Source organism: Pseudomonas sp. URMO17WK12:I7 (assembly GCF_003269045.1).
Lineage (GTDB): Bacteria > Pseudomonadota > Gammaproteobacteria > Pseudomonadales > Pseudomonadaceae > Aquipseudomonas > Aquipseudomonas putida_J.
The window spans coordinates 349,006-370,283 of the sequence record NZ_QLTL01000003.1; the positions used below are offsets into that span (position 1 = coordinate 349,006).

21 protein-coding genes are annotated in these 21,278 nt (G+C 63.4%); 12 read left to right on the forward strand and 9 right to left on the reverse strand.

Translation table 11 applies throughout. The features are described from left to right. Positions 1–52: 52 nt before the first annotated feature. The 4 genes from H040_RS05830 to H040_RS05845 all read right to left on the reverse strand — a co-directional run bounded on the left by H040_RS05830 (position 53) and on the right by H040_RS05845 (position 4,248). The gene (locus tag H040_RS05830) at positions 53–1,885 is read right to left on the reverse strand and encodes an ABC transporter ATP-binding protein (RefSeq protein ID WP_027918706.1); all 1,833 of its coding nucleotides are present in this window, start codon (positions 1,883–1,885) and stop codon (positions 53–55) included. Positions 1,886–1,947: 62 nt separating this feature from the next. Beyond that, positions 1,948–2,505, reverse strand: coding sequence for a peptidylprolyl isomerase (locus H040_RS05835; RefSeq protein ID WP_027918707.1), 558 nt, complete (start codon positions 2,503–2,505; stop codon positions 1,948–1,950). Next, positions 2,499–3,311, reverse strand: coding sequence for an alpha/beta fold hydrolase (locus H040_RS05840; protein ID WP_027918708.1), 813 nt, complete (start codon positions 3,309–3,311; stop codon positions 2,499–2,501). Before H040_RS05840 ends, H040_RS05835 begins: the two co-directional genes overlap by 7 nt. A 13-nt stretch (positions 3,312–3,324) precedes the next feature. Next, the gene (locus tag H040_RS05845; protein ID WP_027918709.1) at positions 3,325–4,248 is read right to left on the reverse strand and encodes a LysR family transcriptional regulator; all 924 of its coding nucleotides are present in this window, start codon (positions 4,246–4,248) and stop codon (positions 3,325–3,327) included. A 48-nt stretch (positions 4,249–4,296) separates the two neighbouring features. Here H040_RS05845 and H040_RS05850 point away from each other — a divergent pair, with 48 nt between their 5' ends. The 4 genes from H040_RS05850 to H040_RS05865 all read left to right on the forward strand — a co-directional run bounded on the left by H040_RS05850 (position 4,297) and on the right by H040_RS05865 (position 7,455). Beyond that, positions 4,297–4,611: a 3-phosphoglycerate kinase gene (locus H040_RS05850; protein ID WP_027918710.1), complete on the forward strand. Its 315-nt coding sequence runs from the start codon at positions 4,297–4,299 to the stop codon at positions 4,609–4,611. Positions 4,612–4,721: 110 nt separating this feature from the next. Then, complete coding sequence (locus tag H040_RS05855; protein WP_027918711.1) at positions 4,722–5,321, forward strand: FMN-dependent NADH-azoreductase; 600 nt, start codon at positions 4,722–4,724, stop codon at positions 5,319–5,321. A 321-nt stretch (positions 5,322–5,642) separates the two neighbouring features. After that, the gene (locus tag H040_RS05860; RefSeq protein WP_027918712.1) at positions 5,643–6,518 is read left to right on the forward strand and encodes a carboxylate/amino acid/amine transporter; all 876 of its coding nucleotides are present in this window, start codon (positions 5,643–5,645) and stop codon (positions 6,516–6,518) included. A 1-nt stretch (position 6,519) separates the two neighbouring features. Continuing rightward, the gene (locus H040_RS05865) at positions 6,520–7,455 is read left to right on the forward strand and encodes an AEC family transporter (protein ID WP_027918713.1); all 936 of its coding nucleotides are present in this window, start codon (positions 6,520–6,522) and stop codon (positions 7,453–7,455) included. 118 nt (positions 7,456–7,573) lie between these two features. On the opposite strand, the gene H040_RS05870 is transcribed toward H040_RS05865, so the two are convergent. Then, positions 7,574–8,872, reverse strand: a complete 1,299-nt coding sequence (locus H040_RS05870) for a mechanosensitive ion channel family protein (protein WP_027918714.1) — start codon at positions 8,870–8,872, stop codon at positions 7,574–7,576. Between the two features lie 106 nt (positions 8,873–8,978). Here H040_RS05870 and H040_RS05875 point away from each other — a divergent pair, with 106 nt between their 5' ends. Then, entirely contained in the window at positions 8,979–10,340 is a 1,362-nt protein-coding gene (locus H040_RS05875) for a DEAD/DEAH box helicase (RefSeq protein WP_027918715.1), read from the forward strand. Positions 10,341–10,496: 156 nt separating this feature from the next. Here H040_RS05875 and H040_RS05880 read toward each other — a convergent pair whose 3' ends face one another. Further along, complete coding sequence (locus tag H040_RS05880; RefSeq protein ID WP_027918716.1) at positions 10,497–10,769, reverse strand: hypothetical protein; 273 nt, start codon at positions 10,767–10,769, stop codon at positions 10,497–10,499. Positions 10,770–10,965: 196 nt separating this feature from the next. On the opposite strand from H040_RS05880, the gene H040_RS05885 reads away from it, so the two are divergent. Both H040_RS05885 and H040_RS05890 read left to right on the forward strand, forming a co-directional pair. Beyond that, positions 10,966–11,361 (forward strand): hypothetical protein, encoded by a 396-nt coding sequence (locus tag H040_RS05885; protein ID WP_027918717.1) that lies wholly within the window; start codon positions 10,966–10,968, stop codon positions 11,359–11,361. Positions 11,362–11,467: 106 nt separating this feature from the next. After that, positions 11,468–12,394, forward strand: coding sequence for a DMT family transporter (locus H040_RS05890; RefSeq protein WP_027918718.1), 927 nt, complete (start codon positions 11,468–11,470; stop codon positions 12,392–12,394). 128 nt (positions 12,395–12,522) lie between these two features. On the opposite strand, the gene H040_RS05895 is transcribed toward H040_RS05890, so the two are convergent. Next, a complete protein-coding gene (locus H040_RS05895) occupies positions 12,523–13,692 on the reverse strand; it encodes an MFS transporter (protein ID WP_027918719.1) in 1,170 nt (389 codons plus the stop codon). Positions 13,693–13,798: 106 nt separating this feature from the next. Here H040_RS05895 and ptrR point away from each other — a divergent pair, with 106 nt between their 5' ends. Further along, on the forward strand, positions 13,799–14,692 hold the full coding sequence (ptrR, locus tag H040_RS05900) for a putrescine utilization regulator PtrR (protein WP_027918720.1): 894 nt from the start codon (positions 13,799–13,801) through the stop codon (positions 14,690–14,692). A 124-nt stretch (positions 14,693–14,816) separates the two neighbouring features. Continuing rightward, positions 14,817–14,945, forward strand: a complete 129-nt coding sequence (locus tag H040_RS27945; RefSeq protein ID WP_305809497.1) for a PA1414 family protein — start codon at positions 14,817–14,819, stop codon at positions 14,943–14,945. 199 nt (positions 14,946–15,144) lie between these two features. Here the strand turns inward: H040_RS27945 and H040_RS05905 are convergent, their stop codons facing one another. Both H040_RS05905 and speB read right to left on the reverse strand, forming a co-directional pair. Further along, positions 15,145–16,524, reverse strand: coding sequence for a sodium:solute symporter (locus H040_RS05905; RefSeq protein ID WP_027918721.1), 1,380 nt, complete (start codon positions 16,522–16,524; stop codon positions 15,145–15,147). Positions 16,525–16,656: 132 nt separating this feature from the next. Then, on the reverse strand, positions 16,657–17,607 hold the full coding sequence (gene speB / locus H040_RS05910; RefSeq protein ID WP_027918722.1) for an agmatinase: 951 nt from the start codon (positions 17,605–17,607) through the stop codon (positions 16,657–16,659). Between the two features lie 226 nt (positions 17,608–17,833). Between speB and H040_RS05915 the strand changes: the two genes are divergently transcribed. The 3 genes from H040_RS05915 (at position 17,834) to H040_RS05925 (ending at position 21,198) form a co-directional block, all read left to right on the forward strand. Then, positions 17,834–18,727, forward strand: a complete 894-nt coding sequence (locus tag H040_RS05915; RefSeq protein WP_027918723.1) for a LysR family transcriptional regulator — start codon at positions 17,834–17,836, stop codon at positions 18,725–18,727. A 124-nt stretch (positions 18,728–18,851) separates the two neighbouring features. Further along, the gene (locus H040_RS05920; protein WP_027918724.1) at positions 18,852–20,417 is read left to right on the forward strand and encodes a methyl-accepting chemotaxis protein; all 1,566 of its coding nucleotides are present in this window, start codon (positions 18,852–18,854) and stop codon (positions 20,415–20,417) included. Positions 20,418–20,598: 181 nt separating this feature from the next. Continuing rightward, a complete protein-coding gene (locus H040_RS05925) occupies positions 20,599–21,198 on the forward strand; it encodes a tRNA-uridine aminocarboxypropyltransferase (RefSeq protein WP_027918725.1) in 600 nt (199 codons plus the stop codon). Positions 21,199–21,278: the final 80 nt, after the last annotated feature.

Consider the following 21,278-nt stretch of genomic DNA (forward strand, 5'->3'; position numbering starts at 1 on the left):
TTATGCAGTCCCTGTGGGAGCGGGCTTGCCCGCGAAGAGGCCGGAACAGGACTTAGTCGACCCCGACAAAGCCGCCAGTTTGGTGATGCCACAAGCGGGCATACAGGCCCCGCTGCTCCAGCAATTCACTGTGGCTGCCACTTTCGACGATCCGCCCTTTGTCCAGCACTACCAGTCGGTCCATCCGGGCGATGGTCGACAGCCGGTGGGCGATGGCGATCACCGTCTTGCCTTGCATCAGCGTTTCCAGGCTTTCCTGAATGGCCGCCTCGACCTCCGAGTCCAGCGCCGAGGTGGCTTCGTCCATGATCAGGATCGGTGCGTTCTTCAGCAGCACCCGGGCAATCGCGATGCGCTGGCGCTGGCCGCCAGACAGCTTCACCCCCCGCTCGCCGACATGGGCATCGAACCCTGTTCGGCCTTGGGCGTCCGACAGCTGCGCAATGAACTCGTCGGCCCGCGCGCGGCGTACGGCTTCTTGCAGCGCCGCTTCACTGGCGCCAGGGCGGCCATACAGCAGGTTGTCGCGGATCGAGCGGTGCAGCAGCGAGGTGTCCTGGGTGATCATGCCGATCTGCGCGCGCAGGCTGGCCTGGCTGACCTCGGCGATGTCCTGGCCGTCGATCAGGATGCGCCCGCCCTGTACGTCGTACAGGCGCAGCAGCAGGTTGACCAGGGTCGACTTGCCGGCGCCTGACGGGCCGATCAGGCCTATCTTCTCGCCCGGGCGGATGTCCAGGTTGAGCCCTTCGATCACGTTGGCGGCCTTGCCATAGTGAAAGTCCACGTTGTCGAAGCGCACGGCGCCGCGGCTGACCTTCAGTGGCGGCGCATGGGGCTTGTCGGTGACGGTGACCGGCTGGGCGATGGTCTGCAGGCCGTCCTGGACCATGCCGATGTTCTCGAAGATGCCGTTGACCACCCACATGATCCAACCCGACATGTTGACGATGCGGATCACCAGCCCAGTGGCCAGGGCAATGGCGCCGACGGTGATCAGCGACTGGCTCCACAGCCATAGCGCAAGGCCGGTGGTGGTGACGACCAGCAGGCCGTTGAGGGTGGTGATGACCACGTCCATGCTGGTGACCACGCGCGACGCCAGCTGGGTTTTCTCGGTCTGTTCACTGATCGCTTCGCGGGCGTACTGCTGTTCGTAGTCGGTATGGGCGAACAGCTTGAGGGTGGCGATGTTGGTGTAGCCATCGACGATCCGCCCCATCAGCTTGGAGCGGGCGTCGGAGGAAATCACCGAACGCTGCTTCACCCGCGGCACGAAGTAGTACAGCGCGGCAATGTAGCCGGTGATCCACAGCAGCAGCGGCAGCATCAGGCGCCAGTCGGCCTCGGCGAACAGCACCAGTGAGGTGATGGCGTAGATCAGCACATGCCACAGCGCATCCACCGCCTGTACGGCGGAGTCACGCAGCGAGTTGCCGGTCTGCATGATGCGCTGGGCGATGCGCCCGGCGAAGTCGCTCTGGAAGAAGTTCAGGCTCTGCTTGAGCACATAGGTGTGGTTCTGCCAGCGGATCAGGCTGGTCATGCCGGGGTTGATGGTCTGGTGTACCAGCAGGTCGTGCAGGCCGAAGAATACCGGCCGCAGCAGCAGGATCACTACTAGCATCCAGATCAGCTCGCCGCTGTGGTCGCTGAAGAAGTTGGCATTGGGCGTGCCTTGGGCCAGGTCGATGATGCGGCTCAGGTAGCTGAACATCGCCACCTCGATCAGCGAGGCGAACAGGCCCACCACCAGCAGGGCGAGAAAACTCGGCCAGACCTGGCGCAGGTAATACAGGTAGAAAGGCCAGACCTGGCCGGGCGGCGACTCGCTGGGCGCGTCGCGGAAGATATCGATCAGTTGCTCGAAACGGCGGTACAGCATGGGTGACAAGACTCCTGTGCTACCCGACCTCGGAAGGTTTCACGTCCCTGTGAAACCTGCAGTCAGTCGATGCGTTTGGCGGACTTGATGTACACCGGGTCGGCCGGCACATCGCGCATGCCTTTCTTGACGGTAGTTTGCGAATTGACGATCTGGTCGACCACTTCCATGCCCTTGGTCACTTTGCCGAATACGGCGTAACCGGCGTCGCGGCCCGGGTTGAGGAAGTCGTTGTCGGCGACGTTGATGAAGAACTGGCTGGTGGCCGAGTTCGGGTTGGAAGTGCGCGCCATCGACAGGGTGCCGCGGGTGTTCTGCAGGCCGTTGCTGGCTTCGTTCTTGATTGGGTCCTTGGTGTCTTTCTGCACCATCTGGTCAGTGAAACCGCCGCCCTGGACCATGAAACCCGGGATCACGCGGTGGAAGATGGTGTTGTTGTAGAAACCACTGTCGACATAACCGAGGAAGTTCTTGGTACTGATCGGTGCCTTCTCGGCGTTGAGCTCGATTTCGACCTGGCCGAAGCTGGTGTCCAGCAGTACGTGCGGGGTCTTGTCGGAAGCCATGACGCTGGTGGCGAAGGCGACCGAGCAGGCGGTAAGCAGGATTTTTTTCAGCATGGGCTCAATGATCCTTGAGAGGTGGAAGCGGCTGCGAGGAACTGCAGCAGGGTCTGGTTGAAGACCTCGGGTTGATCGAGGGGCGTAGCGTGCCGGGAATCGTCGATGACCACCAGCCTGGCGTGGGGCATCAGGGCGACGTAGCGCTCTTTCAGTTGTATCGGGGTGTAATCGTGGTCGGCGGCAATCACCAGCGTGGGACAGCGAATCTGCCCGATGCGTTCCTGCACGCCCCAGTCGACGATGGCGTCGAAGCTCTTGAGGTAGGCGCGTTTGTCATTGCGTGCCCAGCGTTCTGCCATCTTCTTGCGCAGGTCGGCTTGCCCGGGCTTGGGGAACAGCCTGGCGGCCAGGCCCTGGCCAACCGTCTCGACGCTGAGGATGCGCGCCAGGCCCCAGCGCTTGAGCCACCACAGCCAGTCTCCGCGGGTGCGGCGCTTGACCTCGGGTGCGCTGTTGACGATGCACAGGCTGCGCAGCCATTGCGGGTGATCGACTGCGAACTGGAAACCGACCATGCCGCCCATGGACAGGCCGACGAAGTGCACCGGGCCAGTCTGCAGGTGCTCGAGCAGGGCCAGCAGGTCTTCGCTGAACGTGGCGATCTGGTAACCGTCGCGTGGCTTGTCGGAACGGCCGTGGCCGCGGATGTCCATGAGGATCACCCGGTAGTGGCGGCTCAGTTCAGGTACCTGCAGCTCCCAGTCCTGGCTGCTGGAGCCCAGGCCGTGCAGCAGCACCAGGGGCTCGCCCTGGCCATATTCCTGATAATGCAGCGAGCATCCTTCATGTTCGAAATAGGCCATGGGCGCGGTCCTCTCAGGCTTGTGGGGGGGCTGCGAAGGGCACGTCCAGTGGCGCAGTGTCGAAATTGCGCAGCAGGTCGATGAGAATCTGCGTGGCCGGGCCCAAGGTCTTCTCTTTGCTCGAATAAAGGTAGAACAGTGGGTGGCGGCTGCCACCCTGATCGAGCGGCAGTGGCTTCAGCACGCCGTCGTGCAGCTCACGTTCGATCATGTGCCGTGGCAACCAGGCAAAGCCCAGGCCGCTGCCGACGAAGGTGGCGGCGGTGCCCAGGCTGCCGACGGTCCAGCGCTGCTCGGCGCCGAGCCAGCCGACATCGCGTGGCTGCGCTCGGCCGGAGTCGCGGATCACCACCTGCAATTGGCTTTCCAGGTCCTGGAAGGTGATCTCCCGGCCCAGGCGGTGCAGGCTGTGCTCGGGGTGGGCGACGGCAACGAACTCCACCGAGCTCAGCTCGGTGCCCAGGTAACCACCGATGCTGTAACTGCTGATGGCAAGGTCGGCGATGCCTTCGTGCATCACTTCTTCGACGCCGGACAGCACCTCTTCACGCAGGCGCACCCGGCAACCGCGGCTCTGCGGCATGAACGCGGCCAGGGCGCGTACCAGCCGGGCGCTGGGGTAGGCCGCATCGACCACCAGGCGCACCTCGGCTTCCCAGCCTTGCTCCATGTGATGCGCCAGGTCTTCCAGCTGGCTGGCCTGCTTGACCAGGTGCCGCGAACGGCGCAGCAGCACATTGCCGGCCTCGGTCAGCACGGCCTTGCGGCCATCGATGCGCAACAGCGGCACACCCAGCTGCTCTTGCATGCGTGCCACGGTGTAGCTGACCGAAGACTGCGAACGGTGCAGGGCTTCGGCGGCCTGGGCAAACCCGCCATGGTCGACCACTGCCTGCAGGGTCCGCCATTGATCCAGGGTCACGCGCGGCGCTTTCATGTTTGGCTCCTGTTGTCCTAAGCTGCGCTCTTTCAAGGAGAGCGCCCCATGAAGAAATGTTGTGCGGCAATACTGATGTGCCTGCCCCTTGGGGCCATGGCTTACCCCATCGACGTGGAGAAGGAACTGACCGGGGTCAAGCTGGACTACACCACCTACGACACTGCCTACGACATCGGCTCCATTACCCTGAACAACTATGGGCAAGTGCCGGCGGCCTGCAAGGTGACCTTCCGCAACGGGCCCGAGGCGCCACGGGTGCGCCGGGTCAACGTCCCGGCCGGTAAAAGCGTCGACGTGACGGCCAATTTCAACCGGCAGATCATCAAGCTGCGCATCGCGCTGAGCTGCAAAGCGCAATAAAACTGATTAATCGATAGATTGAACCCACTTTTTACGCTTTTTTATCGATAGGTCAAGCCTTAATCTCACCTCCATCGAATCGCTACCCTTTTTGCCGATGGAGGCACCCCATGTCCCGCGTACTGATCATCGAAAGCAGCGCCCGCCAGCAGGATTCCGTGTCCCGTCAACTGACCCGTGATTTCATCCAGCAGTGGCAGGCGGCGCATCCGGCCGACGCGATCACCGTACGTGACCTGGCGGTGAACCCGGTGCCGCACCTGGATGCCAACCTGCTCGGTGGCTGGATGAAACCTGAAGAACAGCGCAGCGCCGCCGAACTGGAAGCCCTGGCCCGTTCCAACGAGCTGACCGATGAAGTGCTGGCGGCCGACGTGCTGGTGCTGGCTGCGCCGATGTACAACTTCACCATCCCCAGCACCCTGAAGGCCTGGCTGGACCACGTGCTGCGCGCCGGCATCACCTTCAAGTACACCCCGACCGGCCCCCAAGGCCTGCTCACCGGCAAGCGCGCCATTGTCCTGACTGCCCGCGGCGGCATCCATGCCGGTGCTACCAGCGACCATCAGGAACCGTACCTGCGCCAGGTGATGGCCTTCATCGGTATTCACGATGTCGACTTCATTCATGCCGAAGGCCTGAACATGAGCGGTGAGTTCCACGAGAAGGGCCTGAACCAGGCCAAGGCCAAGCTGGCTGCGGTGGCCTGAGGCTCAACGAATTCCCATCCCTGACACCTGTTTTTGCTCCTTTGGGTGTACCTGCCCGGCCTTATGGCCGGGCTTTTTTATGCCTGCGCACGCGGTCTGCTTTTGCTGTTGTAGGAGCGGCCTTGTGTCGCGAAAGCGGTGCGAAGCGCCCCCCAGGATCTCAGCACGGCAGCACATACTGCCGGGGCTGCTTTGCAGCCCTTTCGCGACACAAGGCCGCTCCTACAAAGACCGAGTGGCCAGCCACCCTTACTTTCCCAATGGTTGAACTCACGTGCCGCAACCCGCTAAGGTCGCGCCCTTGATCCACGAGAGGCAACCATGGGCTACCTGATAATCGTCGCGCTGATCCAGGCGTTTTCCTTCAGCCTGATCGGCGAGTACCTGGCCGGGCACGTCGACAGCTATTTCGCCGTGCTCGCGCGCGTGGTGCTGGCGGGCCTGGTGTTCCTGCCGCTGACCCGCTGGCGCCAGGTCGAGCCGCGCTTCCTGCGCTCGATGCTGCTGATCGGCGCGCTGCAGTACGGCATCACCTACGTCTGCCTGTACTTGAGCTTCCGCGTGCTGACCGTGCCGGAAGTGCTGCTGTTCACCATCCTCACGCCGTTGCACGTGACCTTGATCGAAGACGCCTTGAACCGGCGCTTCAACCCTTGGGCGCTGCTCGCCGCCCTGGTGGCCGTGGCAGGGGCCGGGGTAATCCGCTTCGACAGCATCAGTGGCGACTTCTTCATCGGCTTCCTGCTGCTGCAACTGGCCAACTTCACCTATGCCGCCGGCCAGGTGCTGTACCGCCACCTGGTGGCGCGCAACCCCAGCGACCTGCCGCACTACAAGCGTTTTGGCTACTTCTACCTGGGTGCGCTGATCGTGGCGCTGCCGGCGTTCCTGCTGTTCGGCAATGCCCAGCATCTGCCGAGCACCCAGGTGCAGTGGCTGGTGCTGCTGTTCCTCGGCCTGTGCCCGACGGCACTGGGCCTGTACTGGTGGAACAAGGGCGCGTGCCTGGTCTCTGGCGCCACGCTGGCGGTGATGAACAACCTGCATGTGCCAGTGGGGCTGCTGCTGAACCTGCTGATCTGGAACCGCGACGAGCCGCTTGGCCGGTTGTTCCTGGGGGGGGCGATCATTCTTGCCTCGGTGTGGCTGAGCCGGCTGGGCAATCGCGCGCAGGCGCCTGCGACCGGCAAGGCCTGACATGCATACCATCTTCGTCATTGTCGCGCCGATCTTTGCCCTGATCCTGGTCGGCTTTCTATGCCGCAAGACCAACAAGCTCGGTGACAAGGCCGCCGCCGAGATCAACAAGATGGTGGTCTGGTTGTGCCTGCCGGCGCTGCTGTTCAAGGTCACCGCCACAGCGACCTGGAGTGAGATCTGGCACCCGGGCTTCATCGTGGCCTTCGGCGCCGGCGCGCTGGCGATGTTTGTCGTGACCCTGGGCTGGCGCCTTTACAGCGGCCATGGGCTGGTGGCAGCGAGCATCGACGGGCTCAGCGCCGGTTATGCCAATACCGGCTACATCGGCATCCCGCTGTGCCTGCTGTTGTTTGGCCAGCCTGGCCTGCAACCGGCACTGATCTCGTCGTTGATCGTGGTCTGCCTGGTATTCGCGACTTCCCTGACGCTGATCGAGATCGGCCTGCAGGAAGAGCGGCAGATCGGCCGTGCCATCCTGTTGGTCAGCAAGGCGCTGGCGAAGAACCCGCTGGTGATTTCGCCGCTGGCAGGGGCGGGCTGGGCCATGGGCGGGCTGGGGTTGGCCGAGCCGGTGATGCATTTTCTCGACATGCTGGCGCTGGCCACCACGCCTTGTGCGTTGATTTCGCTGGGGGCGTTCCTGGCCGAGAAACGTACCGGTTCGCAAGCCAGCCCATGGCCGCTGGTGGGCCTGAAGCTGATTGGCCAGCCCGCGTTGACCTGGGTGCTGGCGTTCAAGGTGTTCAGCCTGCCGACCATGTGGGCGGCTTCGGCGGTATTGCTGGCGGCGCTGCCGACCGGCACCGGGCCGTTCATGCTGGCCGAGTACTACAACCGCGAGGCTGGGCTGATTTCGCGGACGATCCTGTTATCGACCGTGGCGTCCCTGGTGACCTTGACCGGGCTGTTGTACCTGCTGGGTTATGCGGGGTAGTTGAGGGCCTCTTCGCGGGTAAACCCGCTCCCACAGGATTTGCGCAGGCCTAAGCGTTGCGCGGTACTTGTAGGAGCGGGTTCACCCGCGAATGGGCTGCACAGCAGCCCCGGCAATCTCAAACTTCGCTCATTTCTTCCAGTCGACGCGACGCAGGTTCAACAACCCGCCCCGCCAACCCCAGCCGCATGTCATTGCCACTCGGCTGCTGATACAGGCTCAACCCAAACTCCGGCAACACCGCCAGCAGGTAATCGAAGATATCCCCCTGAATCCGCTCGTAATCCGCCCACACCGTGGTAGTGGTAAAGCAGTAGATCTCCAGCGGTATCCCTTCGGCGGTGGTCTGCATCTGCCGCACCATGCAGGTCATGTTCGGGTGCACATTCGGGTGGTTCTTCAGGTAGGCCAGGGCAAACGCCCGGAACGTGCCGATATTGGTCAGCTTGCGGCGGTTGGCCGACAGCTCGGGCACCGGCCCCAGCGCTTCGTTCCAGGCCAACAGCTCCTGGCGCTTGCCGGCCAGGTAGTCGCCCAGCAGGCTGACCTGGCTCAGGCGATGCTCCTCATCCGGGGTCAGAAAGCGTACACCGGCTGCGTCGATGAACAGGCTGCGCTTGATCCGTCGCCCGCCCGACTGCTGCATGCCGCGGTAGTTGCGGAACGACTCGCTCATCAGGCGCCAGGTCGGGATCGAGACGATGGTCTTGTCGAAGTTCTGTACCTTGACCGTGTGCAAGGTGATATCCACCACATCGCCATCAGCGCCGACCTGGGGCATCTCGATCCAGTCGCCCACGTGCAGCATGTCGTTGCTGGTCAGCTGCACGCTGGCGACGAACGACAGCAGGGTGTCCTTGTACACCAACAGCAGCACCGCCGACATCGCACCCAGGCCTGACAGCAGCAACAGCGGCGAGCGGTCGATCAGGGTGGCGACGATGACGATCGAGGCAAAAATCCACAGCATCATCTTGGCCAGCTGCACGTAGCCCTTGATCGAGCGGGTGCGGGCGTGTTCGGTGCGGGCGTAGATGTCCAGCAGGGCATCCAGCAGGCACGACAGGGCCATGGTCATGAACAGCAGGGTGAAGGCCAGGGCGACGTTGCCGAGGAAGTGCTGGGCGGTTTCGGACAGCTCCGGCACCAGCTTCAGGCCGAACTGGATCACCAGCGACGGGATGGTCTGGGCCAGGCGGTGGAACACTTTGTTATGGCGCAGGTCGTCGAGCCACTTCAGTGCTGCCTGCCGGGCCAGAAGGCGCGCACTGTGCAGTACCAGAAAGCGCGCCAGGCGGCCGAGGACCAGGGAAATCAGCAGCAGCACCGCCAGCCCGATGGCGGCGTGGAGCAGGGGATGTTGGTCGAGGGTGCCCCATAGGTCGAGGCTGTCACGCCAGATGCGTTGGATGTCCATAAGCTTGTAAACCAGTCTATTGCAGCGAAACGAAGCGCCATTAGAGCGCGGAAGCCAACAAAGTTGCCAAAAGAAATTCGGCTAAGGCGGCAGAAAACGTTACCCTATGCAACTGAATTTCCCGCACTTGCCTGAGGTTACCTCCGTGTTCTCCCAATTCGCCCTGCATGAACGCCTGCTTAAAGCCGTGGCCGAGCTTAAATTTGTCGAGCCAACCCCGGTGCAGGCCGCGGCCATCCCCCTGGCCCTGCAAGGGCGCGACCTGCGTGTGACCGCGCAGACCGGCAGCGGCAAGACCGCAGCGTTCGTCCTGCCGCTGCTCAACCGCCTGGTGGACCTCAAAGGCGGGCGCGTCGAGATCCGCTCGTTGATCCTGCTGCCGACCCGCGAGCTGGCCCAGCAGACCCTCAAGCAAGTGCAGCTGTTCTCGCAGTTCACCTACATCAAGGCGGGCCTGGTCACCGGCGGTGAAGACTTCAAGGAGCAGGCCGCCATGCTGCGCAAGGTGCCGGACGTGCTGATCGGCACCCCGGGCCGCCTGCTCGAGCACCTCAACGCGGGCAACCTCGACCTGTCCCACGTGCAAGTGATGATCCTCGACGAAGCCGACCGCATGCTCGACATGGGCTTCGCCGAAGACATGGAGCGCCTGTGCAAGGAGTGCGAGAACCGCGAGCAGACCCTGCTGTTCTCCGCCACCACCGGCGGCGCGGCCCTGCGCGACATCATCGGCAAGGTACTGAAAGACCCTGAGCACCTGATGCTCAACAGCGTCTCGCAGCTGGCCGAAGGCACTCGCCAGCAGATCATCACCGCCGACCACGACCAGCACAAGGAAGCCATCGTGCAGTGGCTGCTGGCCAACGAGACTTTCGACAAGGCGATCATCTTTACCAACACCCGCGCCCTGGCCGATCGCATCTACGGCCACCTGGTGGCCAAGGACGTGAAAGCGTTCGTACTGCACGGCGAGAAGGACCAGAAGGACCGCAAGTTGGCCATCGAGCGCTTCAAGCAGGGCAGCTCCAAGGTGCTGGTGGCCACCGATGTGGCGGCCCGTGGCCTGGACATCGACGGCCTGGACCTGGTGATCAACTTCGACATGCCACGCAGCGGCGACGAGTACGTGCACCGTGTGGGCCGCACCGGCCGTGCCGGCGGTGAAGGCCTGGCGATTTCGTTGATCACCCACAATGATTGGAACCTGATGTCCAGCATCGAACGCTACCTCAAGCAGCAGTTCGAGCGCCGGGTGATCAAGGAAGTGAAAGGTACCTACAACGGGCCGAAGAAGGTCAAGGCTTCGGGCAAGGCGGTGGGTGCCAAGAAGAAGAAGGTCGACAAGAAGGCCGGCGAGAAAAAGGCCGCTGCCAAGCGCAAGCCGACCGCCAAGCCTCGGCCTAATGCCCCGCTGGCCAGTTCCGATGGCCTGGCGCCGCTGAAGAAGCGCAAGCCGGCAGCCGAGTAAGGCTGATCCGGTTCCTTATAGGAGCGGCCTTGTGTCGAGAAAGGGCCGTAAAGCGGCCCTTGAATTGATGCTTCAATGCGAATGTCGCGGGGCTGCTGTGCAGCCCTTTCGCGACACAAGGCCGCTCCTACAGGGCTGGCGCCAGCGGCTGATGAATCATTCCGTTTTCTTTTCTGCTTCCTTCAGCTCCTTGATCCGCTTGTCGATCAACTGACATTTGTCGGGCAAATCCTTGCTCGCCGTCCCTAGCTCCATCCCCTGGAGCTCGTCATTGATCTCCTTGGCCTTCTGCGGGTTCTGCTCGGTCAGTTGACTGACCAGCCCGGCCAGCTCTTCACGTTTTTGTGTGGCTTCTTCCGGTGTGCAGGCCCAGGCGGGCAGGGCACAGCACAGGGCGGTGGCACAGGCGATGCGCAGCAGCGGTTTCATCCTTTCTACCTCCGGCGTGGTGATACGCGGTGGAGGCCCGCGCGCGAGGGTTGGTTCAGTGCCAACGACCGGCGGCTATACCCCTGGGTATATTTACCGCGATCCCCCTCGGCTCCAGATATCTTTTGGAACACTCCCGCCTGCCAACAGGTCCGAACCTGTATACCCCCTTCGTCCACAGCAGGAGGCCACCTCCATGAGCAGCACCTACGACTGGGACCTGATCGAGCGCATGTTGCACGAAGTGCAGAACGGCGCCGGTCACAGCTTCACGCCACGCCCCTATGCCGAGCAGCACGCCGCGGCACTGGCCGCCAAGGGCCAGTCGGTGGGCGACCTTGACCATCTGAAAACCCGTGCCTGCGAGTACGAGAAGTTGCTGTTCGAGCGCGGCTTCATCGAAAGTCGGCCGCAAGAGGATGGCGGCAATGGCGAGAATTTCGTGCTCACTGAGCGTGGGTCGCGCCTATTGAGCTTGATCGACAGCAGCATCCCGGGCTTCGAACACCCGCGTCAGGTGCTTGATGAGCAGGCTGACGGGCTGGACGAAGCCACCTTCGAGCAGGTGTCTGCAAAGGCGCAGATCGCTTGAGGTCGTTTTGAGGCTGGCAAGAGCGGACAGGGAAACCCGATAATCGGTATTCCTTCACCTCTGCCGAGCCCTAGCCAATGCCCTCGACCACCCAAAAGGCCCGCCCATGAGCGCGGCCCGCAAGCATCCCGATGCCTTCGCCTTTCAGGTGATGTTGGGCCTGTGCCTGATCTGGGGCTGCCAGCAGGTACTGATCAAGACTGCGGCGGTGGATATCGCGCCAGTGATGCAGGCAGCTTTGCGTAATTGCATCGCCGCAGTGCTGGTGGGGCTGATGATCTGCTGGCGCGGCGGCTGGGAACAGGTGGGCAGCACCTGGCGGGCAGGGCTGCTGGCCGGCGGCTTGTTCGGGCTTGAGTTCCTGTTCATTGCCGAAGGGCTGAAGCTGACCTCGGCGGCGCACATGTCGGTGTTCCTCTACACAGCGCCGGTGTTCACAGCGCTTGGCTTGCACTTCATGTTGCCCAGCGAGCGGCTGCGGTTGTTGCAGTGGCTGGGCATCGTGCTGGCCTTTGCCGGGATTGCGATGGCCTTCGCGGGGGGGATGTCGTTCGCCGAGATGGATGGGCGCATGCTGCTGGGGGATGCCTTTGGCGTGCTCGCCGGGCTGGCTTGGGGCGCGACCACGGTAGTGGTACGTGGCTCGCGCCTTTCCGAGGCCCCAGCCACCCTTACCTTGTTTTATCAATTGGCGGTGGGCTTTGCCGGGTTGCTGTTGATCGCTCTGGTCAGCGGGCAGATTGGCGATGTGAGATTGACGCCGCTTGCGATGGGCAGTGTGCTGTTCCAGGGGATCGTGGTGTCGTTCATCAGTTACCTGACCTGGTTCTGGCTGCTGCGCAAGTACCTGGCCTCCAACCTGGCGGTGTTTTCGTTCATCACCCCATTGTTCGGCGTGACCTTCGGGGTGCTGCTGCTGGGCGAGCCGTTGAGTGTGAACTTTGTGCTTGGGGCGGTGATGGTGCTGCTGGGCGTGATCCTGGTAAGCGCAGAGCCTTGGGTGAAGCAGCAACTGCGCAGGTTCTTGGGTTGAAGGTTGCCAGTACCGGCCCTTTCGCGGGTGAACCCGCTCCCACATGGACTGAGCAGGCTCGAACTCTGTTGTAACCCTGTGGGAGCGGGTTCACCCGCGAAAGGGCCGGTACTGGAAATCTCAAAATTTCAGGCTGTTCGGGTCGCTGCCTGGCAATCTTGAGGGCTACCCTCAGCGATCAGCACCAGTACCCCTGCCAGTCCCAGCCCAACCGCCGCCAGCACTAGCGCTGGCTGCAGACTCCCACTGTAGTGGTTGCTCAGTGCCGCCAGCAAAGGCCCACTCAACTGCCCCATGGCAAAGCAGGCGGTCAGCAGCCCGGCATTGCGTTGTGTGGCATGCGGTGCCAGTTCCCGCGAGCGCTGCATCACCAGTTGCATGCAAGCCAGGAATGGCCCGCCGCACAGCACCACGCCCAGTGCCAGACCAACACCACCTCCCATCAGGCAGGCCAGCACTCCCAATCCCTGCAACCACAGAGTGAGTGTCAGCCAGGCCGACGTACGGCCCGCCCGGCGCAGGCTGACCAGCACCACACCGAGCGCCGCCGCCAGGCCAAACGCTGGCCAGAACAGGTCAGCCATCCAGTTGCCGCGAAATTGCTGGTTGGCCATCTGCGACAGGAAGGTCGCCGGCAGGATGTAGCCGATGCCGTACAAGGCATAGACCAGCCCCAGGCGGCCGATGCCGACGCTGCGGGTTGGGCCCGGCTGCGCAGCGGCGGGCGCTACGGCAGGCTGCAGGGCACGAGGCAGCCAGGGGAGTACGGCCAGCAACATCACCAGGGCGGCAATGGCATACACCAGCCAGAGTGCCGCCGAACCAAGCCCTAGCAGATGCGCCACCAGTGCCAGCAAACCCGTCAGTGCAATACCCAGCCCGGGCCCGGCGAACACCATCGCCCCAAGGCGCTGGCGGTTGTGGGCATTGGCTACCTGCTGGCTGAGGCTGGTGATCATCACCAGCACCCAGGCACTGGCTAAGCCGGTACCGAAGCGCAGCAGCAGGTGGCTCCAGAAACCGTCAGCGGCCCAGGAAGCCAGGGTCAGCAGCACGCACAGCCACAGGCCCGCGTGCAGGCGCAGCCGCACCTGGTTCGGCCGCCGCGCGTACATGGCGTCTACGGCGCCGAGGAAGTAACCCAGGTAGTTGGCTGCCGCTACCAGCCCGGCGGCGGTCAGGTCGAACTGGCCTTCAGCGATCAATTGCGGTAGTTGCGGAGTGAGGGCGAAGCGGCCGATGCCCATGGCCATCATCAGGGCCACGGCGCTGGCCAGCAGTTGTACGAAGGGCGACATGAGTACTCTCCTGCGCGAATCAATGCGATGGATGGCAGGGTAGGGCGCATTGACTTTCAATAAAATTGAATAATGATGATCAAGTTGTTCTGTTTTGGAGAATGTCATGGAGTTCAGCCAACTGCGCATCTTTCAGGCGGTGGCCGAGGAAGGTTCGGTAACCCGCGCCGCCGAGCGCCTGCACCGGGTGCCGTCGAACCTGTCGACGCGCCTGCGCCAGCTCGAAGAGCAGCTAGGGGTAGAGCTGTTCCTGCGTGAGCGCCAGCGCCTGCAGCTGTCGCCTGCGGGCAAGGTGCTGCTGGATTACGCCAACCGCCTGTCAGCGTTACGTGATGAAGCCGTGGCGGCGGTGCAGGGCGGGCAACCGGCCGGCGATTTTGTGCTGGGCACCATGTACAGCACTGCCGCCATCCACTTGCCAGCCCTGTTGGCGCGCTACCACCAGCAACACCCGGCAGTGAACCTGCAGGTGCAGGCAGCACCCAGCGGCGACCTGCTGGAAGGGTTGCTCAGCCACCGTCTGGATGCAGCATTGGTGGACGGCCCGCCCCGCCTGGCCGGGTTGGATGGTGTGCCACTGTGCGATGAAGTGCTGGTGTTGATCACCAGCCCCGAGCACCCAGCGGTACGCAGTGCCAAGGACGTGGCAGGCAAGGCGGTGTTCACGTTCCGCCAGGGTTGTTCCTACCGTATGCGTCTGGAGGCGTGGTATGCCCATGACCACACGCCCATGGGGCGTGTGATGGAGATCGAGTCGTACCAGAGCATGCTGGCCTGCGTGATCGCCGGTGCAGGGGTGGCCTTGATGGCGCAGTCGATGCTCGACAGTTTGCCTGGGCGCGATCGGGTGAGCGCTCATCGCCTGCAGTCGCCGTTCGATCACGCGCAAACCTGGCTGATGTGGCGACAGGGGATGCGCGGGGCCAATTTGCAGGCTTGGATCGACCTGCAACAAAGCGAAACGATTAACCAGTCGTCGGAATGCGCCGTTTCCGCTTGATCCGCGTCATGCTAGCCCATATCTGTAGATACAAGAGCATGCGTAATACAGGACATCGGGCTATGATCTGTATGAAACATCGCAGGATTGAATTGCCGTGAGGCTGACCCGTCAAGGGGGCATTATGAAAAACCAAATGTTCAACTGGCTCCACGACCTGGGCGTCGCTTTGGGGCTGATTCCACCACCCTTGCAGCCGGTGCCGATCCCGACTGATGAAGAGCAGCACAGGCGCCAGCCGCGTCGTCGCTGAAATGCAAAAAGGCCGCAGCATCTGGATAGATGCCGCGGCCTTTTTGTGTCTGTTGCATTTGCTTGGGCAGTATCGGCCCTTTCGCGGGTAAATCGGGGCGCCGAACCGCCGTTCCCACAGGAGACTCACAGGCCTTGAAAGCGGTGATATCCATGTGGGAGTGGGCTTACCCGCGAAAAGACCGGTGCAGGCTGGCCCATCAGGCCAGCTTCACTTCACCCACCGGTTTGCGCGACAGCGCGCTCACCAGCACGAAGCTCACCAGGCCGACAGCGAGGCTGTAGTAGATTGGCGTGTTGGCATCCAGCCCGTCCTTGAACATGAAGAACAGCGCGGTGGCAAAGCCCAGCGACATGCTGGCGATGGCGCCTGCGGTGGTTGCGCGCTTCCAGAAGATCGCACCGATCAGCGGGATCAGCATGCCGCCCACCAGCAGGTTGTAGGCAAGGGTCAGGGCGCTGATTACATCGTTCACCGCCAGGGCGATGCCCAGCACCACCAGGCCGGTGATCAGGGTGAACAGGCGGCTGATGCCCAGGCTCGATTGCTTGCCGCCACGCAGCTTGGGCAGCAGGTCTTCGGTCAGGGTGGTCGAGGCCGCCAGCAGGCCGGCACTGGCAGTGGACATCATGGCCGCCAGGGCCGCCGCCATCAGCAGGCCACGAATGCCTTCGGGCAGCTGGCCTTTGATCATCTCGGCAAAGGCATTGTTCGGGTTGGCCAGGTCCGGCATCAGCACGTGTGCGGACATGCCGATCAGGGCGCAAGCCAGGCCGTACAGGACGCAGTACACACCTGCAGTGGTACCGGCGCGCTGGCAGACCTTTTCGTCACGGGCAGTGAAAACCCGCTGCCAGATGTCCTGGCCGATCAGGATGCCGAAGAAGTAGATCAGGAAGTAGGTGATGATGGTGTCCCAGCCGATGGTGGTCCAGCTGAAGCTGGCCGCCGGCAACGTGGCCACCAGGGTGTCCCAGCCGCCGGCCTTGTACAGGCAGATCGGCAGCAGGATGAACATCAGGCCAACGGTCTTGATCACGAACTGGACGATGTCGGTGAGGGTCAGCGACCACATGCCGCCGATGGTCGAGTAGACCACCACCACGCCGCCGCCGAGCAGCAGCGACGCCCAGAAGGGCAGATCGAGCAGCACTTGCAGCACGGTCGCCATGGCCAGGGTCGAGGTGACGCCGATCATCAGCGCATAGGCCAGCATGATCGCCGCACTGGCCTGCCGGGCCATGGGGTTGTAACGCCGTTCCAGCACCTGGGTGACGGTGAAGATCTTCAGGCGCAGCAACGGTTTGGCGAGGAACAGGTTGAGGGCGATGATGCCCAGGCCCAGGGCGGCACACAGCCAGAAGCCAGAGATGCCATGGACGTAGCCCAGGCGCACGGTGCCAACGGTGGAGGCGCCGCCGAGCACGGTGGTGGCCATGGTGCCCATGTACAGGGTGGGGCCGAGGTTGCGCCCGGCCACGAGGTAGTCTTCGTGGGTTTTTGCGCGTCGCATGCCATACCAGCCCAGCCCGAGCATGCCGGCGGTATAGATCATTACAACAATGATGTCCAAGGCCATTGGGGGTCTCCCGATTATCTTTATTATGGCGAGATCGACCGCGCAGGCGTGTTCACGGCGCCCGGCGGTCTAGTCTTGTGTTGGCGGGCCTCTATGGCCCTCCCTCATGGCTCCTGCCGGGGTATAGCGGTGTCAGCGGCGCACGACGCCTGGCAGCACGCAGAGCATCTCGAACAGCAGGTTGGCGCCAAGCAGCGAGGTGTTGCCGGTGGTGTCGTAAGGCGGGGAGACTTCGACCAGGTCACAGCCGATCAGGTCCAGGCCGTGGCAGCCGCGAATGATCTCCATCGCCTGGATGGTGGTCAAGCCGCCAATTTCCGGGGTGCCGGTGCCAGGCGCCCAGGCCGGGTCGATGCCGTCGATGTCGAACGAAAGGTACACCGGGCCACCACCGACCTTTTCGCGCACTTCGGCCATCAGCGGTTCCAGCGACTTGTGCCAGCACTCTTCGGCCTGCACTACGCGAAAGCCCTGGCGGCGGCTCCAGTTGAAGTCGTCGGCGGTGTAGCCCTGGGCGCGCAAGCCGATCTGCACCACGCGGTCGCAATCGAGCAGGCCTTCTTCCACGGCGCGGCGGAAGGTGGTGCCGTGGGCGATCTTCTCGCCGAACATGTGGTCGTTGACGTCGGCGTGGGCATCGATGTGTACCAGGCCGATCTTGCCGTGCTTCTTGTGCAAGGCGCGCAGGATCGGCAGGGTGATGGTGTGGTCGCCACCCAGGGTAATCGGGATGACATTGTGCTCGACGATCTCGTCGTAGGCTTCTTCGATGATGCGTACGGCGTCGAGCAGGTTGAAGGTGTTGATCGCCACGTCACCGATGTCGGCCACCGACAGCGAGTCGAACGGGGCGGCACCGGTGGCCATGTTGTACGGGCGGATCATCACCGATTCTGCGCGGATCTGCCGCGGGCCGAAACGGGTGCCGGAGCGCAGCGAGGTGCCGATGTCCAGCGGCACGCCGATGAACGCGGCGTCCAGGCCTTCGGCACTTTGCAGGTGTGGGAGACGGAGCATGGTGGCGATGCCGCCGAAACGCGGCATTTCGTTGCCGCCCAGTGGTTGGTGGAGAACTTTGTCCACGGTGGGCCTCATCAGTCGGTCGATTGTTCTGTTTGTTCGAACCTGTTCCGCCGCACGCCTTCCCAGTCTGGATATGCCGGCGGGCAGGGACATTTCGGCCAAGTCTGCGCAAGGTAGTGCGCGGGAAAAATCGCTACCGGCAAATACTTACTTCAGGAATTTCTGAACTAAAGGCCGCTGGAGCGGTTAGACTGCGCGCAAACACCCCTTGCGGAACCGTTGCACCATGGCCTCGACCTTGCCCGACCTGAAACTGCTGCGCATCTTCGTCAGCGTGGTGCGCCACCAGGGGTTCGCCAATGCCCAGCGCGAGCTCAACCTGTCGACCTCGGCCATCAGTACCTACATGAGCCAGCTCGAAGGCGCCTTGGGTATCGTCCTGTGCCACCGCGGCCGCGGCGGCTTCAGCCTGACCAGCAAAGGCGAGCTGTTCCATCAGGAGACGCTGCGCCTGCTGGCCGAGCTGGATGGTTTCGAACAGTACGCTGCAGCGCTCAAGGGCGAGCTGCGCGGCACCCTCAACCTCGGTGTGATCGATTCCACCGTCGGCGATCGCGCACTGCCGCTGGCCGAAGTGATCGGCGCCTACAGCCAGGAACACCCGGCCGTGCACCTGCACCTGTCGGTATCCAGCCCATACGAACTGCAACTGGGCGTGCAGGACAATCGCCTGGACCTGGCCATCGGTGCGTTCTCCTCGCGCATGAGCGGCCTGCTTTACCAGCCGCTGTACCGGGAGCAGCACTGGCTGTATTGCAGCAGCCGCCACCCGCTGTTCGCCGAAAGGCGCATCCCTGAGCAGGTGGTAACCCAGCAGCGCATGGTCGGGCGCGGCTACTGGAGCCAGGCCGAGCTGGCCCGGCATGGCTTCAAGCACAGTGCGGCGACAGTCGAGAGCATGGAGGCGCAGCTGATCCTCATCCTCTCGGGCGCCTACATTGGCTATCTGCCCGAGCACTACGCCCAGGCGTGGGCGGACAAAGGCGATTTGCGGGTGCTATCGCCGGCCACGTTCGGCTACCAGGCGCCATTCTCGCTGATCATCCGCCGTGGCCGCAGCCGCGAGCCGCTGATTCAGACCTTCCGCGACCTGCTGAAGAGTCAGTTGTACGTGGGGTGAGGGGTGCAGCCCGTCGGAAAGTTGGCCAATTTCTACGCTGACCTGACCTCTCCGGTGATGGCGTTCTGCTAAACCTCTACTTGCTGTGATGCCCTTCATCTATACGAGCAGGGACCGCCCCAAGATGCGCATGAATTTGCCCGTCACTGAGCACGAAAGAACCTTTTCCGGCGATCAGCGGCTGATCTCCACCACGGACCTCGACAGCCGCATCACCTACTGCAACGATGCCTTCGTTGCGATCAGCGGCTTCACCTACGACGAGCTGGTCGGCCAGCCGCACAATCTGGTGCGCCATCCTGATATGCCGCCAGCGGTCTTCGGGCATATGTGGGAGACCATCAAGCAGGGCAAGCCCTGGATGGGCGTAGTCAAGAACCGCGCCAAGAACGGCGATCATTACTGGGTCAGCGCCTATGTCACGGCCATTTATGAGAATGGCCGCATCAGTGGCTACGAGTCGGTGCGTTCGGTCCCAAGCCGTGAGCAGATCCGCCGTGCCGAAGCGCTTTATGCACGATTGCGCGGGGGCAAGCCGGCGGTGCCAGCGGCGGCCCGGCTGGGCCAGCTGCTGGGGCATGGCTGGCCGTTGATCGGTGCGGGCCTGGTGTCCGCAGCCGCTTACGTGTGGCTGCCGGCTTTTGCGGCACTGGGGCTACTGATGGCAAGCCTGCTGGTGGCCTGGTACCTGATCGAGCATCAGCAAAGCCAGGCGATCCGCCGCACGCTCGCTGAACACCCCAAGGCGTTCACCAGCCCCCTGGTGGCCCTGACCTACAGTGACAACCCCGGCCTGCGGGGCCAGCTGGACCTGGCAATCATCAGCGAAGAGGCGCGCCTGCAAACCGCGCTTACCCGCCTGGTGGATGCCGGCGTCGGCGTGAAGTCACGCGCCGCGCAGTCGGCCGACCTGTCCGATGCCCAGGCGCAGATGCTCGACCGCCAGCGCAGCGAGACCGACCAGTCGGCCACGGCCATCGCGCAGATGGCGGCGACCATTCAGGAGGTCACCCACAATGTGCAGAGCACCGCTCACGCGGCTGGCGATGCCGATCAACTGGCCCAGCACGGCAGCGAACTGGCGCAGCAGAGCCTGAAGGCCATGGGCAGCATGAGCGAGGCGGTCAGCGATATCGGCCAGGCTGTCAATGCCCTGGCCGAGCAGACCCAGTCGATCGGCAGCGTGGTCGACACGATCACCTCGATTGCCGAGCAGACCAACCTGCTGGCGCTCAATGCCGCGATCGAGGCGGCCCGGGCGGGCGAGCAGGGCAGGGGCTTTGCCGTGGTTGCCGACGAAGTGCGGTCGCTGGCACGGCGCACGCGCGCTTCCACTGACGAGATTCACCAGATCATCGCCTCGCTGCGCGCCGGGGCCGAGCGGGCGGTGAGCACCGCCAGCCGCGGCGAGCAGATCTCGCGGGACAGCGTTCACAGCGTCGAAGCGGTGCAGACGGCGCTGGCCGGGATTGCCCAGGCGGTCAGCCGCATTACCGGCATGAGCCAACAGATGGCCACGGCGTCGGAGCAGCAGAGCCATGTGGCCGAGGACATCAACCAGCAGATCGTGCGGATTGCCCAACTGTGCGACCAGACAGCGGGGCAGGCCAAGCAGGGGGCAGAGATCAGCCAGGACTTGGAGCGGATGGCCGAATACCTGCACAGCCTGGCGGAGCGGTTCAACCGGTAGGTCCGGGCTTTCAAGGCCTTTCGCGGGCAAGCCCGCTCCCACAGGGATCTTCACCGCCTTAGAGTCGGGTGATATCTCTGCGGGAGCCGCGCGTGTCGTGGCGACGAACCGCGGCGATGGCCCGCAACCCGGGCCCAACATTTCAGCCTGTGGCAAAATCCCTCCGTCACCGGAGACCGCCATGCCCAGACCCCACTGCGAACGCTGCCAGCGCCCGCTCGCCCATTGCCTCTGCCCACTGATTCCCGCTCTCGACAGCCGCACCCGCGTGCTCTTGCTGCAGCACCCCAGTGAAACCGCCCACGCCCTGAACACCGCCCGCCTGGCCGCCCTGGGGCTGGTCAATGCCGAGTTGCGCGTCGGGGAAGTGTTTGCTGATCTTGACGAGCTGTTGGCCACCCCAGGCTATCGGCCTGTACTGCTGTTCCCGGGCGAGCAGGCCCAAGCGTTGGCAGCCTACGGTGAAACGGACGACAGGCCATTGCTGTTGATCGTCCCCGACGGCACCTGGCGCAAGGCGCGCAAGCTGCTGTACCTGAACCCGCTGCTCGACGCTCTGCCCCGAGTGACCCTGGCCGAGGTGGCGCCTTCACGCTACCGCCTGCGCAAGGCCCCGGAACCGGGGGCGGTGTCGACCATCGAGGCGGTGGTGCAGGCGTTGAATGTGTTGGAACAGCCGGCCCGTTTCGATGAGCTGCTACGGCCATTCGAGGCGTTGATTGAGGGGCAGATCAGGGCCATGGGGGATGAGACCTTCAAGCGAAATCATGTCGAAGGCTGAGACCATGCTTTTCCTGCACCGGCCTCTTCGCGGGTAAACCCGCTCCCACAGGGATATCACTGGCCTTGGGTGTTGTGCAG

Excerpts from the sequence above, each read along its gene's own strand:
- H040_RS05925 (WP_027918725.1), top strand. The coding sequence starts at position 20,599 with ATGCCCAGACCCCACTGCGAACGCTGCCAGCGCCCGCTCGCCCATTGC.
- H040_RS05850 (WP_027918710.1), top strand. The coding sequence starts at position 4,297 with ATGAAGAAATGTTGTGCGGCAATACTGATGTGCCTGCCCCTTGGGGCC.
- H040_RS05880 (WP_027918716.1), bottom strand. The coding sequence starts at position 10,769 with ATGAAACCGCTGCTGCGCATCGCCTGTGCCACCGCCCTGTGCTGTGCC.
- H040_RS27945 (WP_305809497.1), top strand. The coding sequence starts at position 14,817 with ATGAAAAACCAAATGTTCAACTGGCTCCACGACCTGGGCGTCGCTTTG.
- H040_RS05840 (WP_027918708.1), bottom strand. The coding sequence starts at position 3,311 with ATGGCCTATTTCGAACATGAAGGATGCTCGCTGCATTATCAGGAATAT.
- H040_RS05920 (WP_027918724.1), top strand. The coding sequence starts at position 18,852 with ATGCGCATGAATTTGCCCGTCACTGAGCACGAAAGAACCTTTTCCGGC.
- H040_RS05845 (WP_027918709.1), bottom strand. The coding sequence starts at position 4,248 with ATGAAAGCGCCGCGCGTGACCCTGGATCAATGGCGGACCCTGCAGGCA.
- H040_RS05915 (WP_027918723.1), top strand. The coding sequence starts at position 17,834 with ATGGCCTCGACCTTGCCCGACCTGAAACTGCTGCGCATCTTCGTCAGC.
- H040_RS05835 (WP_027918707.1), bottom strand. The coding sequence starts at position 2,505 with ATGCTGAAAAAAATCCTGCTTACCGCCTGCTCGGTCGCCTTCGCCACC.
- H040_RS05870 (WP_027918714.1), bottom strand. The coding sequence starts at position 8,872 with ATGGACATCCAACGCATCTGGCGTGACAGCCTCGACCTATGGGGCACC.
- H040_RS05830 (WP_027918706.1), bottom strand. The coding sequence starts at position 1,885 with ATGCTGTACCGCCGTTTCGAGCAACTGATCGATATCTTCCGCGACGCG.
- H040_RS05860 (WP_027918712.1), top strand. The coding sequence starts at position 5,643 with ATGGGCTACCTGATAATCGTCGCGCTGATCCAGGCGTTTTCCTTCAGC.
- H040_RS05895 (WP_027918719.1), bottom strand. The coding sequence starts at position 13,692 with ATGTCGCCCTTCGTACAACTGCTGGCCAGCGCCGTGGCCCTGATGATG.
- ptrR (WP_027918720.1), top strand. The coding sequence starts at position 13,799 with ATGGAGTTCAGCCAACTGCGCATCTTTCAGGCGGTGGCCGAGGAAGGT.
- H040_RS05875 (WP_027918715.1), top strand. The coding sequence starts at position 8,979 with ATGCAACTGAATTTCCCGCACTTGCCTGAGGTTACCTCCGTGTTCTCC.
- H040_RS05865 (WP_027918713.1), top strand. The coding sequence starts at position 6,520 with ATGCATACCATCTTCGTCATTGTCGCGCCGATCTTTGCCCTGATCCTG.
- H040_RS05905 (WP_027918721.1), bottom strand. The coding sequence starts at position 16,524 with ATGGCCTTGGACATCATTGTTGTAATGATCTATACCGCCGGCATGCTC.
- H040_RS05885 (WP_027918717.1), top strand. The coding sequence starts at position 10,966 with ATGAGCAGCACCTACGACTGGGACCTGATCGAGCGCATGTTGCACGAA.
- H040_RS05890 (WP_027918718.1), top strand. The coding sequence starts at position 11,468 with ATGAGCGCGGCCCGCAAGCATCCCGATGCCTTCGCCTTTCAGGTGATG.
- H040_RS05855 (WP_027918711.1), top strand. The coding sequence starts at position 4,722 with ATGTCCCGCGTACTGATCATCGAAAGCAGCGCCCGCCAGCAGGATTCC.